Source organism: Chryseobacterium sp. GVT01B (genome assembly GCF_019970045.1).
GTDB lineage: Bacteria > Bacteroidota > Bacteroidia > Flavobacteriales > Weeksellaceae > Chryseobacterium.
This window is the reverse complement of record NZ_JAHXYI010000005.1, coordinates 161848-176486: the sequence shown is the minus strand read 5'-3', so window position 1 is coordinate 176486 and position 14639 is coordinate 161848. Positions and strand designations below refer to the sequence as shown.

Annotated in this window: 14 protein-coding genes; 6 read left to right on the top strand and 8 right to left on the bottom strand. The window is 35.7% G+C overall.

Annotated elements, in window-relative coordinates:
- The first annotated feature begins 314 nt into the window (after positions 1 to 314).
- Both LC457_RS13185 and LC457_RS13180 read left to right on the top strand, forming a co-directional pair.
- On the top strand, positions 315 to 725 hold the full coding sequence (locus LC457_RS13185; protein ID WP_047376850.1) for a phosphoheptose isomerase: 411 nt from the start codon (positions 315 to 317) through the stop codon (positions 723 to 725).
- 87 nt (positions 726 to 812) lie between these two features.
- Positions 813 to 1772, top strand: coding sequence for a D-2-hydroxyacid dehydrogenase (locus LC457_RS13180; protein WP_142716250.1), 960 nt, complete (start codon positions 813 to 815; stop codon positions 1770 to 1772).
- Positions 1773 to 1841: 69 nt separating this feature from the next.
- Here LC457_RS13180 and mscL read toward each other — a convergent pair whose 3' ends face one another.
- Positions 1842 to 2219, bottom strand: coding sequence for a large conductance mechanosensitive channel protein MscL (mscL, locus tag LC457_RS13175; RefSeq protein ID WP_047432100.1), 378 nt, complete (start codon positions 2217 to 2219; stop codon positions 1842 to 1844).
- A 245-nt stretch (positions 2220 to 2464) separates the two neighbouring features.
- On the opposite strand from mscL, the gene LC457_RS13170 reads away from it, so the two are divergent.
- Positions 2465 to 3982: an NAD(P)H-hydrate dehydratase gene (locus LC457_RS13170; protein ID WP_223600286.1), complete on the top strand. Its 1518-nt coding sequence runs from the start codon at positions 2465 to 2467 to the stop codon at positions 3980 to 3982.
- 116 nt (positions 3983 to 4098) lie between these two features.
- Here the strand turns inward: LC457_RS13170 and lgt are convergent, their stop codons facing one another.
- Positions 4099 to 4962 (bottom strand): prolipoprotein diacylglyceryl transferase, encoded by an 864-nt coding sequence (gene lgt, locus LC457_RS23395; RefSeq protein ID WP_308116411.1) that lies wholly within the window; start codon positions 4960 to 4962, stop codon positions 4099 to 4101.
- Between the two features lie 449 nt (positions 4963 to 5411).
- A complete protein-coding gene (yidD, locus tag LC457_RS13160) occupies positions 5412 to 5663 on the bottom strand; it encodes a membrane protein insertion efficiency factor YidD (RefSeq protein WP_047423501.1) in 252 nt (83 codons plus the stop codon).
- A 102-nt stretch (positions 5664 to 5765) separates the two neighbouring features.
- On the opposite strand from yidD, the gene LC457_RS13155 reads away from it, so the two are divergent.
- Positions 5766 to 7043 carry a replication-associated recombination protein A gene (locus tag LC457_RS13155; protein WP_223600285.1) on the top strand — a complete coding sequence of 426 codons (1278 nt, stop codon included), beginning with the start codon at positions 5766 to 5768 and terminating at the stop codon, positions 7041 to 7043.
- A gap of 46 nt (positions 7044 to 7089) precedes the next feature.
- Here the strand turns inward: LC457_RS13155 and LC457_RS13150 are convergent, their stop codons facing one another.
- The 5 genes from LC457_RS13150 to LC457_RS13130 form a co-directional block, all read right to left on the bottom strand.
- A complete protein-coding gene (locus LC457_RS13150) occupies positions 7090 to 7527 on the bottom strand; it encodes a hypothetical protein (protein ID WP_223600284.1) in 438 nt (145 codons plus the stop codon).
- Between the two features lie 115 nt (positions 7528 to 7642).
- Positions 7643 to 9874, bottom strand: coding sequence for a DUF2339 domain-containing protein (locus tag LC457_RS13145; RefSeq protein WP_223600283.1), 2232 nt, complete (start codon positions 9872 to 9874; stop codon positions 7643 to 7645).
- A gap of 111 nt (positions 9875 to 9985) precedes the next feature.
- Entirely contained in the window at positions 9986 to 10696 is a 711-nt protein-coding gene (locus LC457_RS13140; protein WP_223600282.1) for a hypothetical protein, read from the bottom strand.
- Between the two features lie 363 nt (positions 10697 to 11059).
- A complete protein-coding gene (gene pheA, locus LC457_RS13135; protein WP_223600281.1) occupies positions 11060 to 11908 on the bottom strand; it encodes a prephenate dehydratase in 849 nt (282 codons plus the stop codon).
- A gap of 176 nt (positions 11909 to 12084) precedes the next feature.
- A complete protein-coding gene (locus tag LC457_RS13130) occupies positions 12085 to 12498 on the bottom strand; it encodes a thioesterase family protein (RefSeq protein WP_223600563.1) in 414 nt (137 codons plus the stop codon).
- Positions 12499 to 12633: 135 nt separating this feature from the next.
- Here LC457_RS13130 and dnaA point away from each other — a divergent pair, with 135 nt between their 5' ends.
- Positions 12634 to 14088 carry a chromosomal replication initiator protein DnaA gene (gene dnaA / locus LC457_RS13125; RefSeq protein ID WP_047376841.1) on the top strand — a complete coding sequence of 485 codons (1455 nt, stop codon included), beginning with the start codon at positions 12634 to 12636 and terminating at the stop codon, positions 14086 to 14088.
- A 98-nt stretch (positions 14089 to 14186) separates the two neighbouring features.
- Positions 14187 to 14639: a low molecular weight protein-tyrosine-phosphatase gene (locus LC457_RS13120; RefSeq protein ID WP_223600280.1), complete on the top strand. Its 453-nt coding sequence runs from the start codon at positions 14187 to 14189 to the stop codon at positions 14637 to 14639.

Here is a 14639-nt window from a genome sequence, read left to right as displayed (position 1 = left end):
CTACAAATGTAAGAGTAATAAATGTATTTTGGAAATTTTTAGATAAACATCATGCTTTTTGTAATATCCGGGGATGCCAGAGAATGTTTACCGGCAAATCTGCAAATTCATTTTTGTCTTTTTATCTGTTCTTATATATTAATCATAAAAAGAAATATCAAAACGAAAAATTTTAACTATTTGCAATGAAATGGTTGATAAAATATTGATATTATTCTTTAAATACTATTTTTTGTAGTATATTTTTAACTTAAACTAAGATTAATGTGCCTGATAGTTGTAAAAACGCTAACTTTGTTACTTAATATTTAGTAATGGAATTAGAATACATTGAACACATTAGTCCTATTCTAAAGGATGGCGTAAAAAATTACTTAATAGATATCGACGGAACCATTACAGATGACGTTCCAAACGAAGAACCGGAAAGAATGGTTACCTGTGAACCTTATCCTGATGCATTGGAAACTGTCAACAGATGGTATGATGAGGGGCACCAGATCTGCTTTTTTACTTCAAGAACCGAAAATCTGAAACAAATCACTATTGACTGGCTGGATAAGCATGGTTTCAAATACCACAGCGTACTTTGCGGAAAACCTAGAGGAGGAAATTATCACTGGATAGACAATCACCTGGTAAGAGCTACAAGATACAAAGGAAGATTTACGGATTTGGTAGAAAAACAAGTAACCATTGAAGTATTCAAAGAAGACGGCGAATAAAAATATAATTCAAAGATTTAAAGATTAAATGCGAACCCGGTTCCTTTAATTTTTAAATCTTTCATTTTTTAATATACTCGATATTTTATGAAAGTTTTAGCAAACGACGGCCTGGATCAATCTGGAATAGATGCATTGACAGAAAAAGGCTTTGAAGTGATTACTACAAAAGTTCCACAAGAGTTTTTGGTAGATTATATTAACGAGCACAAAATCCGTACTCTATTGGTGAGAAGTGCTACGCAGGTAAGAAAAGATATTATTGACGGATGCCCATCTATCGACATTATTGGAAGAGGTGGAGTAGGTATGGATAATATTGATGTAGACTATGCAAGAGAAAAAGGAATCCACGTGATCAATACTCCTTCTGCTTCTTCGGAATCGGTGGCTGAGCTTGTTTTTGCTCATTTATTTTCCGGAGCAAGATTTCTTCAGGATTCCAACAGAAAAATGCCTTTGGTAGGAGATACTGAATTTTCAGGTCTTAAAAAAGCTTATGCTGCCGGTATTGAACTGAGAGGAAAGACGATTGGTATCGTGGGAATGGGAAGAATCGGGCAGGAAGTGGCAAGAATTGCTTTAGGACTAGGGATGAGAGTGGTTGCTGCTGATAATAATGTAGGGAAAGCCAGCATCAAAGTAAAGTTTTATAACAACCAGTTTATCAATGTTGATATCGAAACTGAACCATTGCAGGAGGTTTTAAAGCATTCAGACTTTATTACGCTGCATGTTCCGGCTCAGAAAGACGGCTATATGATCGGTCAGAATGAATTTGAAATCATGAAAGACGGAGTAGCTGTTGTAAACTGTTCTAGAGGAGGAGTTATTGATGAAGCTGCTTTAATTCAGGCTTTAGATTCCGGAAAAGTAAGATTTGCCGGATTGGATGTTTTCATTAACGAACCAACACCTTCTAAGGAAATTCTTAATCACTCTAAAATTTCTCTTACCCCTCACACAGGAGCATCTACTCTTGAAGCACAGGACAGAATTGGGCTTTCTTTGGCAGAGCAGATTTCAAGTATCTTACAGATTCAATAATTGAATGATATTATACAACAAAAGCACCTCAGTTGAGGTGCTTTTTTATTTTGAATTATTGTTATCAGATTAGATATTTTTGCTTTTCAACAAATCTCTGATCTCTGTCAGTAGTTTTTGATCCTCTGTAGGTCCTGCAGGAGCCGGAGCATCTTTTTTGTTGACTTTATTGGCTAGTTTGATGATCCAGAAAAGAACCATGGCAATACAAAGGAAGCTGATTACTGCTGAAAGGAAATTTCCATACGCAACCCCGTTCCATGTAAGTTTTGCGATGTTTTCTGCGCCGGCTGCTTTCAACGCCGGATTCAGTATCAGAGGAGTGATTACATCTTCTACCAAAGACGAAACAATTTTACCAAATGCTGCACCAATGATCACACCGACAGCAAGATCGAGAACATTCCCCTTAAAGGCAAACTCTTTAAATTCTTTTACAAATCCCATAATTTATATTTTTTTAATTAGTATATACACAAAAATATAATTAAAAAATGTAAAAAACACTACTTTTTATAGTTTTTTATTCCCAAAACATTGAGTTTTATGATAAATTCATAGAATTGGATTTAATGAATATTTTAGCTTTATACAGATACTTTATTTCATTCATGAGGTCTCCTTATTTTTATTATTGAGGTGATACCATAATGAAAAATCTTTTGTAATTTGCTTAAAAGTTTGTTTTACCTATGAAGATTTTTACCGCAGAACAGATTCGCAGCTGGGATCATTTTACGATTTCCCATGAACCGGTTTCATCCATCCAGTTGATGGAAAGAGCTTCAATGGCAGCAGCCCACTGGATTTCGGAACATTGTAAAAACCATAAAAAGCTGGTCGTGTTCTGTGGCAACGGAAACAATGGAGGAGATGGATTGGCGGTAGCAAGAATACTCTACCTCAAAGGTTTTGATGTCGATGTATTTGTAGGCGATTCCAAACGGAAATTTTCAGACGATGCTTTGGTCAATCTGAAAAGGCTCCGCGATTTATCAGGAATTTCGGTCAGAAAATTTGATCAGAATGAACACTATAATTTTGATGATAAAACAATTATTATTGATGCTCTTTTCGGAACAGGTTTATCCAGACCGTTGGAAGGGGAGTTTAAAGGACTTGTGGAGCAGCTGAACTCCAAAAAGAATATTAAGATATCCATTGATGTTCCTTCCGGATTATCTTCAGATGAAATATTTGATAATGATCCCGTTATTCTGAAGTCTGATTACACATTGACTTTTCAAGGCTGGAAAAGAACTTTCCTTCATCCCGAAACCGGAAAATATACCGGGAAAGTAGAAGTGCTGGATATTGATTTAAACAAAACCTATGCTGATACCACAGATTCGGAATATTTTATCATTGATGATCAGCTGATAGAATCTATATTCAAGCCCAGACAGGAGTTTTCCCATAAAGGAAGCTATGGTAAGGTTGCAATCATAGGAGGAAGTTATGGGAAAATAGGAGCTGCCGTTCTGGCTACACAATCTGCCTTAAAAACCGGAGCCGGGCTGACCTTTACGCTGGCACCGGAATGTGGATATGAGATACTGCAGACCTCTTGTCCGGAAGCCATGTTTATAACGGGAGGAAAACAGTTTATAACAAACTTTGAGATAGACAAAGACCTTACCTGTGGCATAGGACCTGGACTGGGAACTCATCCGGATACTGAGAAAAATTTTCTGAGCTTTCTTAAAAACTATACCAGTCCGATGATTCTGGATGCCGATGCATTGAATATCATTTCTAAAAAGGCAGGAAATCTAAAATTAATTCCAAAAAAATCAATTATTACGCCTCATCCTAAGGAGTTTGAAAGGCTTTTCGGAAGTACAGAAAATTCTTTTAAGAGACTTGAGCTGGCCATAGAAAAGGCAAAAGAGTATTATATTTATATCGTATTGAAAGATCATCATACACAAGTTATTACTCCGGAGGGAAATGTATTTTACAATATAACGGGAAATGCGGGTCTTGCGAAAGGAGGCAGTGGAGATATCCTTACCGGAATTCTGACTTCACTTTTAGCACAGGGATATTCTGAAGAAGAAACCTGTATTTTAGGGATATGGATTCACGGAAGATCGGCTGATCTTGCTTCGGAAAGACATTCAAAAGAATCTATGCTTCCTACGGATGTTATTAGTGAATTTGGAAGCGTTTTTGAGGAGCTGAATCGAAAAGTTGCCAGAAGTTTGTAACAGAAAATGAACTGAACGGCTTTTAAAATAAGTTTAAAAGAAAAAGGCAAATCTGTAGTAGTACAAATTTGCCTTTTTTATCTTAAAACTGAAGTTATTCTATTTCCAGTTTGTGCTTATGCCTTTTCAATATACTCAGGTTTTTCATTTTCTTCCGGAGTAATCTTAAATTTCTTAGAAACGATCATGATAACAACACCTGCAATCATAAATGGAATGGAAAGTACCTGACCTGTGTTCAGACCTCCGATCTGGATGAATTCATCACCTTGCGGCTCTTTAAGGAACTCAACAAAGAATCTGATCGCCCAAAGAATAATAAAGAATAAACCGAATAGCCATCCCTGCTGATATTTTTTATCTGTTTTTCTGTAAAGTATCCATAACAAAATGAATAGAAGAACATACCCTACAGCTTCAAATAACTGACTTGGATAACGAGGTACGGTAAGGCCATATTCACTGCTTTGCTGTGGGAAAAGTAATGCAAACGGAGAATTTGGATCAGCTGGTTTACCAACGATTTCAGAATTGAAAAAGTTCCCCATTCTTACAAATGCACCTCCTAACGCAACTACAATACCTAATCTGTCATATACCCAGAAAGGATTTTTTCTGATGATTTTAAATGAGTAATACAGCGTCGTGAAGATCAAAGCGATAGTAGCACCATGGCTTGCCAGTCCTGAAAACCCTGTGAATTTAAAACCATTTTTTGTGCTTATGGGTAAAAATACACTCCAGAAATCCTCTTTAAACAACTCTGGCTGATAGAAAATAACATGTCCTAATCTCGCCCCAAGGATTGTTCCAATTAAAGTCCATGTGAAAAGAGGTTCCAGATATCTTTGGTTAATATTGTCAATCTTAAAGATTCTCGTCATTAAAATATATCCGAAACCAAATGCAAATACAAACATCAAACTATAAAAGTGAAGAGTAAATGATCCGATATGAATTCCTTTCGATGGATCCCATATTTTGAAGGGAGTTTTAAGTTCTACCTTATCAGAATCAGTAATGGGTTTTACAGTTTTTACCGCATATTTAAATGCTGTAACATTTTCCTGAGTCGCAGCGGTATTGATCAGCTTAAAGTTTTTATCAAAAAACTGATAGTTGGAATCTTTGAACCTTGCTAATGCTGAAGCTGCATAATTATAATAAGAAGGCTCAAGGCTGGATCCGTTAAGGATCACAACAAAAGAATGGCTCTTATCTGATTCTCTGTCCGGAAAAGCGGTAAGGTCTCCCATTTCTGTAGTAGAATAGATTTTTACAGGAACATTGCTTCCGTTGACATCTAAAGTTCCGTCAGATAAACCTCCAGAGTATTCCTGTGCAAAAAAAAGCTGCGTTGTGAACGCAAACAGCACAAGATAAATTCTGAAAAAAATAGTATTCATTTTCTATTGATTTAATAGTTTGATTATTGACATTTATGTTTGGGCGGAACGGGATCATAACCGCTGCCTCCCCACGGATGGCATCTCAAAATTCTTTTAAATCCCAGCCAGAATCCTTTAAAGATCCCATGAACCCGAAGAGACTCAATCATATAATGAGAACAGGTGGGTTCGTAACGGCAGTTTTTGGGAAGTAAGGGCGAGATGAACCATTGGTAAAATTTTATCAAAATTACCAGCGGAAATGTAATGATTTTATTGAATGTAAGTTTCAAAACAATGCAAAAATAGGGTAAAAAAATGAAAATTAGTTTAAATTTGTTATAAGTTTCGGTGATCGAAAATCCGGAACATTGATCTTAAAAAATAGAATTAGTTTGAATCAAAATATTCCATTAGCTGAAAAATTAAGACCTAAAACCCTGAACGATGTATTGGGGCAGGAGCACCTTACCGGCGACAAAGGAACAATCAGAAAAATGATTGAAAATAACACCCTGAATTCTCTGATTCTTTGGGGACCTCCCGGAACCGGGAAGACAACACTCGCTGAAATTATTTCAGAACAATCAGGAAGGAAGTTCTATAAACTATCTGCTGTTTCTTCAGGGGTGAAAGATGTTCGTGATGTCATTGATGATGCTAAAAAACAGAATTTGTTTTCCGGAAAATCACCCATCTTATTTATTGATGAAATTCACCGTTTCAACAAATCTCAGCAGGATTCATTGCTGCATGCCGTAGAAAAAGGCTGGATTGTCCTGATAGGAGCGACTACTGAAAATCCAAGTTTTGAAGTGGTTTCAGCGTTGCTTTCGAGAAGCCAGGTTTATATTTTAAAAGCTTTGAGTTATGAAAAACTTGAAGAATTGATTGATATTGCTTCTGAAAGATATAATAAAGATGAAGGAACCGATTTTAAAATCCTTGAAAAAGAAGCTTTCATTCAATACTCGGGTGGTGATGCCAGGAAGCTAATCAATTCTGTAGAATTGGTTTTGAATCAATATAAAAACTCCCGTACAACAGAAATCATCAATACGGATGTCCTTGAAGTTCTTCAGGAAACAATGGCGCTGTATGATAAAAATGGTGAGCAGCATTATGATATTATTTCTGCCTTTATCAAGTCAATGCGTGGTGGTGACCCGAACGGAGCCGTGTATTGGCTGGCAAGGATGATTGCCGGAGGAGAAGATATTAAGTTTATTGCCCGTAGAATGCTTATTCTGGCCGCTGAAGATGTAGGACTGGCTAATCCCAATGCGCTGGTTGTTGCCAACAATTGTTTTCAGGCGATCAATGTGATTGGAAATCCTGAAGCAAGAATCATATTAAGCGAAACTGCGGTCTATCTTGCGGTTTCTCCTAAAAGTAATTCTGCGTATATGGCTATTAATGAAGCATTGGCTTTGGTAAAGAGAACCGGGAATCTACCGGTACCACTTCATTTGAGAAATGCTCCTACAAAACTGATGAAAGATCTGGACTATGGGAAAGAGTATAAATATGCACATTCCTATGAAGGAAATTTTGTGGAACAGGACTTTCTTCCTGAGGAAATCAGGGATGTGAAATTATATGAGCCCGGTAATAATTCTACCGAGAAGAAGATTTATGAGGAGCTTAAGAAAAAATGGAACAATAAATATTAAAATAAAAAAGGATGCTGAAAATGGCATCCTTTTTATTTTATTCAAGTTATTCGGTAGTGTAGATAAACAATGTTTTCTTACCGTTGTGATCTTTTGTTTCAGCTCTTTTCTTGATCTCAGGATAGATCATTGTGCTGGTATCCGCAAATTCATAACCTTCAATAAATACCGGGTTGTCTGCCGGAATATTATATTGTGCGTTGATGTTGGATAATGACATTCTGTCCAATGTATTTTCTCCATTTTTGAATTTGTATTCAGTTACCCCTTTTGTAAAAACAGAACTGTATTTTTTAAAACTTTGGGGAAGGTTTGCCGGAGTATTGTATACTTTAGAAACCTGCAATACGTTCTTTTTCGCATTGAACAATTCTACTGTTCCGATAGCGTTGTCAGCAACTGCAAACTTTACAGCAGGATTTTTTTGCTGTGCAAATAAAGTAGCCGAAGAGAGTATTAAAAAAGAATAGAGTAATTTTTTCATAATCAGAATATGTAACTGTTAAAAACGCGATAAATATAGTTATTTTTTATAAAATATGAATGAAATCTCAGATTGTTTTACATTTTATTTATAATAAAAACTTTTATTTTGATTATCAGTCTATAGTTTCTTCATTTTTATCTTTTTTGTCAACCATATTTCTGATGATATTTTTCAGTCGCTGAAAAGCGAAAGAACTTAACAATAAGATAATTCCGAGAGCAATAAAGGCGCTGATTCTTGAAATATTATCCATTTGCCATACATCATAACCGTAGAGTTTTAAAACCATGAGCCCTATCAATGCAAAACCAACCTTATTGTATTCCTGAATATTCTTTTTCAAACTCATATAAATAAAAATACTCGCAAGAACAGTCCATACAATAGGAAGATAAAGAATATTGAAGTGGGCGCTTGCTTCAAAAGAATGAGGAAGATCATTAGAAACCATTAAAACATAAGAATGATGAAGCTCACAGCTTACGGAAATGATAAGTGTCAATGACAGGATCCAATAAGAAATCCAGACTTTATGAAATTCTGATGATGGAATGATCCGGGAACATACATATATAAAAGGAATCCACTGAAGCAGATGCAGTAAGTAAAAGCTTAAATGAAGTTTTTTTGTTAATACAGCCGTTACAACTGGTAGTGTGGAAACCGAAGTATTAAGAATAATCAGAAAGAGAAACATATAGATCAGAGCGGTTTGAACATCATTTCTGATACTTAGTGGTTTTCTGAAAAGTAATAATATAAACAGATAATAAATGCTGAATAACAGTCCTATGCCGACAACCGCCGACCAGGGCATCTCTGAAACGTGATAGGTAAGTTCAAGAAGAAGACTTATATAAATAATTCCATAGCTAATCACAGTCACAAGATCTTCAAAAAAAGTGCTGACTTTCTCCTGTGGTTCTTTTCCGGTATTCCTTAATAAATATAAATTGATCATTAGGGAAACGATGGTAAATGAACTGGTAATAAACGGAGGATTAAATATGATAGTAAAATCTGTTGTTCCCAGATACTCTGTCCAGGTTACAATCTGAGCAATCATGACCAATGGAAAAAGGATGTAAAAGAAAATCCTGAAAATCTTATGACCTGTTTTTTTCCAGATGAAAAGCAGAAGAGTAGTTTCTATTGCCCAGATACTGGTGATAAGGTGGGTTTTAAACTGAATAGCTATGGCAATAGTGATAAGACTGGTAACGAGTCCTGCAAATACAGAATAAGCAACTCCGAAGCTTTTTCGTCCATATTCTCTAAGGAGCAGAAAAGAATTGACTGCAGCAAAGGCAAGTGGAAAAATGATGGGAGGTTCATAGGCTAAAGTATCAAAAATATAAAGCAGTCCCAGAACACTCGAAAAATTAGCAAAAGCAAGTATTAAAATATCAGAAGTTGAAAGTATATTTTTTTTGATATAGTCATGCAGAGCAAAAAGGTAGAAAATCACATAACTGATCATGTAAAAAGTAATGCTTAAAAGCTCCGTGCTCTCATTCGTCCAATAAAAAAGATAAGCGGTTGTAAAAATATAAGCTGTCCATCCTACGCTTTTCCAGTGTTGAAGAAAAGAGACTACCAGCATTCCAATATTTAAAAGAGTAAGATAAATAAAAAGGAAAGGGTAGTTGCTTTGTCCGGTACTGATCATCAAAGGAGCACTAAAACCTCCAATTAATGAAAAAATAATCAGGACTTCACTTTTATAATAATAGGATAAAATAATAGATGCCGCTGTAATCAGGGCGGTGATAACAAAGGCTGTATTCTGTGTAAAAAGATGATATTCCCGGAAAGCAATGGTGGCAGTGAAATAGAGCATGGCAATCCCGCCTCCGGTTATAATAGAAGCAAATGCTGTATAGTTTTTTCTGAGAAAATGTCCTATAATTATAATTCCTGCTCCGGTACAAAAACCAATACCCGCTCTTGCAGTTTCTCCGATCCAGTTTTTATCAATAGCATACTTTACAAAGTAGCCGATTCCGAGAACAAGAGTAAAAATACCAATGATGGTGAGTGCATTTTGTTTTAAAAAATCAAAAACAGGAGTCAGCCAGTCTTTTTGAACAGGTATCGGGATTTCTTCATTTTCTTCCCTGTTTTTTATTTCTTCAGGAACAATTTGATGAGACTGTACTTGCTGAGGAACAATAGTTTCTTCTGTTGAAGCTTTTGTTGGGATTACTTCAGACTGATCCGGGGCCTTATTAATTTTATGGTTAAGGTCAGTGATTTCCTTTTCAAGTCTTCTGATTTTAGTGTTCAGATTGTTGAAAATGATGAAGATTACTATAAGTATGACAACAGCAATAAGTTCATTCATTTCATTAGTTTTATCAAATATAAAGAAATGTTTGAAAAGCGATTTAAAAAATTAACCCATCACAGTATAAGTGATGGGTTAAATGGTATAGATAACTAACAATATGTTTTACTAGTTGGATACTTTGTAAATGTAGAATGATGAGATACTGGATCCTAATAATGATCCGGAGAAAATACCGGAATCAGTAAGCCCGAAAGATACTTTGTCACCTGCCTGGAACGAGTAAAGAGAATTGATACTTGCATCAGAAAGTGTTAAGTTAATTGCTAACGCAAGATTAACACCACTGAAAGGACGACTGTCGATAATTGTGGTTACCCCCGTTCTGGTTCTGGCGATTCCAATTCCTGGAGCCCCTGACAATAATGATGCCTGTAGCCCTGTTCCATATCTGAATGCGAATCCAACGGCATATACTCCTGTAGATGGGACAGTATAAGAACCGTCAGCGTCTGTAAATAAAGCGGCACTTCCTATATTTCGGTCAGCTGCTACAAAGTTAACAGGCAGGAATGATGCTGGGAAAATTCCTATATTCAGAAGGCTTATACCTGTCGCTTTTTTTGCTGCATATACAGAAGTATTGGTTCCTGATGCGGCAATTAATAGCGCAGGATCTACAGTGTAAACCTGAGTACTTCCCTGGTTAATTGCTAAAACCTGATAGCCAGGTAATGCTGTAGCTGCGGGTGTATCTCTAACTTTCAGTGTTCCATTAACATCTAGAGTTGCAGATGGAGTAGCTGTATTGATACCAACTTGGGAAAATAAAGGTAGGGTTGCGCATGCTAACATTAAGCTGTAAAGTTTAGTTTTCATGATCAAGATTTTTAATTAGTTGCTTAGCAAATATACAATAAAAATTATACCCTTCATTGTGAAATTTATAATTTTAATATTAATATGATGTAATATATTTAAACATATGTTTATATTTTGTGTAATATTACCTCATAATTTAATTACGAGTTATTATATTTATCTTCTAATTAATCGCTTGTTTATAAGGTATTTAAAGAAAAATATTTCTCCCTGTTGTGTGGGTTATTTTAGTAGTAAATGTATCGTATTGGATCTTGGATATTTTTTTGTAAAAAATATTTTTTTTCAGGTTTTTAATAGGTTTAAAAACAAAAACACTGCACAAATGGCAGTGTTTTTAATCTATTTATTTACTTTTTTCTAGCTTTCTAAGAGGAATTCTTTATAATTTCCAAGAAAATCAACATTAGCATTGATTGATTCAAGTTCTTTGAGGGCGTTTCCATGTAAGACTTCTTCCCAAGGCCCTTCCACATTGATAAAAAAGAAATAATTGCCCAGTCCGGTCTTTAATGTTCTGGATTCAATTTTGCTAAGGTTCATCTTTCGCCATGCAAAAACCGATAAAACCTGATGTAGCCCACCGGGATGATCTTCCGGAAGAGTGATCAGCATTCCTGCTTTTTCTCCCAAAGTTTCCAGATTGTTATTCTGGTAGGTATCCTGTTGTTTAGAGATAATGATAAACCGGGTGTGATTCTGTTCAAAATCCTGAATATTACGGTTGATAATTTTCAGCCCATACAAATTAGCGGCAAATTGGTTGGCAACAGCAGCAATAGCCGTTTCCTTGTTTTCTGAAACAAATTTCGCAGCAGCAGCAGTAGAAGAAAAATCCTGCTTTGGAATCTCTTTATAATGAGTGTCCAGAAAATGGAAGCTCTGTGCCAGTGCTTGTGGATGTGAATATATTCTTTCAATATTCTCAATAGAGTTGTTCGGGTGAATCATCAGGTGATGCGCAATAGGCATTACCGCTTCTGCTTCAATCTTAATAGATGGGGTCTTATACAAATAGTCCAGCGTCATAGAAACTGTTCCCTCAATAGAGTTCTCCAAAGGTACAACGGCCTTTACTGCTTCGCCGCTTTCAACAGCCTTAAAACAATCCAGAATACTGGCTTGGGGTAATAACTCTTCATCAGGGAAAAGCTGCGCTGCAGCAAGCTGTGTGAAACTGGCATGAGGTCCCAAAAATGCAATCTTCATAATATAATATATAAGGGATGATTAAAATAAAGGTACAAAGGTGCGAATTAATTCATAAATGGAGTTCAATGTTTTATGTTTAAAGTTTAATGCTGCGGGTTACGAGTTACGGGGTTCGGGTTACGTGATGCGGTTGTCCAGAACCTTAAACCTTGGACCTTGAATCTCCTAACATGTTACTTTTCCTTCCAGTTTTTCTCAATCATTTCCATTAGAAAATCCGGGCATTTGATAACCTTATTGGTTTTTGCATCCAGAAAAAATAGAGTAGTGGAAGCTTCTGTTATTTTAATATGCTCTTCATTGTAAATTTCATATTCAAATTCGATCCTTACTCCCGGAATTTTTTTAACATAAGTATGAATTTCTAATTTTTGATCATACAAAGCTGGTCGGATATACTTAATTTTATAGTCCGAAACAGGAAGCCAAATTCCTTGGTTTTCAATTTCATCGTATGAAATTCCGATGCTTCTGAAGAGCTCAACTCTCCCCACTTCAAAGTACGTTGCATAGTTACCATAGTATACATATTTCATCGGATCTGTTTCTGCGTAACGTACTCGTATTGAGTGTGTTGTGTGTATCATTTTAGGTGTTAAATTATACATACAAATATATTTTTAAATAATCAATACCTGCAATATTTTTTTTTGAAAAGAAAAAATTGGACCTTTGTCTTCCTTCTAAACACAGTACAAACAAAGAATAATCGGGGCATAAAAATGGATGACAATTTAATGATGATATGGCAGAAATGCCTTCAGTTTATGCGTGATAACCTGAACGCAGCTGAAGACAATTCTGACCTGAAAAAACTTGAAAAATCTTTCGATATGTTATTCGATAAGGTTCAGCCGCTTTCATTAGTAGCAAACAACCTTACGCTTATCGTACCGAGCGATTTTTACAAGGAATATATAGAGGACAATTACCTGTCCTTACTTTCTGCTGCCCTGAAGAAAAATATTGGAAAAGGAGTGAAATTATGGTATTCTGTGATGGAAAACAGACCAAAAGGTGAAGAAAAACCGGTTACCATGAACATCAAGGGACAAAGTGTTCCAACTCCAAAAACACAGGAAACAATGCCACAAGGATTCTCTGCTAATATCGTAAATCCTTTTGTAGTTCCTGGAATAAGAAAAGTAAATATAGATTCTAACCTTAAGCCTGACTATTCTTTTGATAGTTATGTAGAAGGAGAAAGCAATAAATTTGCAGCGACTGTAGCCAGATCCATTGCAAAAAGACCTGGAGCAACTGCTTTCAACCCGTTATTCTTATATGGAGGTTACGGAGTTGGAAAAACGCACTTAGGACAAGCAGTAGGGCTTGAAGTAAAGAATCAGTTCCCTGATAAAGTAGTTCTTTATCTGTCTTCTGAAAAGTTTATCCAGCAGTTTATCTCTGCTGCCAAAGCACACAAGCAGACTGAATTTGCGAATTTCTATCAAATGGTAGATGTACTGATTATTGATGATATTCAGTTCTTATCAGGAAAATCAGCTACACAGGATAGTTTCTTCCATATTTTTGATCACCTGCATCAGAACGGAAAACAGATTATCCTTACTTCAGATAAAGCGCCTGCTGATATTATGGATATTCAGGACAGAATTGTTTCCCGTTTCAAATGGGGGCTTTCTGCAGAAATCAAATCTCCGGATCTATCAACAAGAAGACAAATCATTGAAGATAAACTAAGCAGAGATGGAATCGTTCTTCCGGGAGATATGCTTGACTTCCTTGCTGTGGAAACGAAAACCAATGTAAGAGAACTTATCGGAGTAATCAACTCTGTGATCGCTTACTCTACAGTATATAAGAGAGATCTGAGTCTTGAATTGTTAAAGGAAACGATCAACAGAATTGCTGCCAACCAGAAAAAAATCATCAACATTCCTTACATCCAGGAAGTTGTATGTGATTATTTCGGAATCAAAAAAGAACAATTACTGTCAAAAACAAGAAAAAGAGAGATCGCATTACCAAGACAGCTTGCCATGTACTTCTCTAAAGAATTCACCAATTCTACATTTACTAAAATCGGTGAAGAAATGGGAGGGAAAGATCACTCTACAGTAATGTATGCATGTGATACAATCAAAGACGTATCAAAAATTGATAAAGAAATCAAGAAGTACGTAAAAGATCTTACAGAAAGAATCAAACAATAACATTGTTGACCAGAAATAAATTGAAATGAAGGATAGTTTTATTCTTCATTTTTTATTTAGTTTTGTTGTGGCAAAAGACTCTTTTAAATAGATAGTATATGAAAATATTAATGGTTTGTCTGGGAAATATATGCAGAAGTCCTCTGGCAGAAGGAATCATGAAAACAAAGGTACCGGAGAATTTTATGGTAGACTCAGCCGGAACTATTTCAATGCATGAAGGAGAACATCCCGACAAAAGAGCCATTAAAACTGCTGCCAATCATAATATTGATATCTCAAAACAAAGATCAAGACCCATTACCAGAAAAGATTTTGAAACCTTTGATAAGATCTACTGTATGGATATTGATGTATTTGAAGATGTGGTTTCCAAAACAAGAAACGAAGAAGAACGACAGAAAGTATCTTTGTTTTTAGAACTATTGGGAGATCATCAAAATGCTGAGGTTCCCGACCCTTATTGGGGAGATATGAGTGATTTTGAAAAAGTCTTTCAGCTTTTGGATAGGGGATGTGATGCTATTAAGAATCAAATACCCCAATCATAA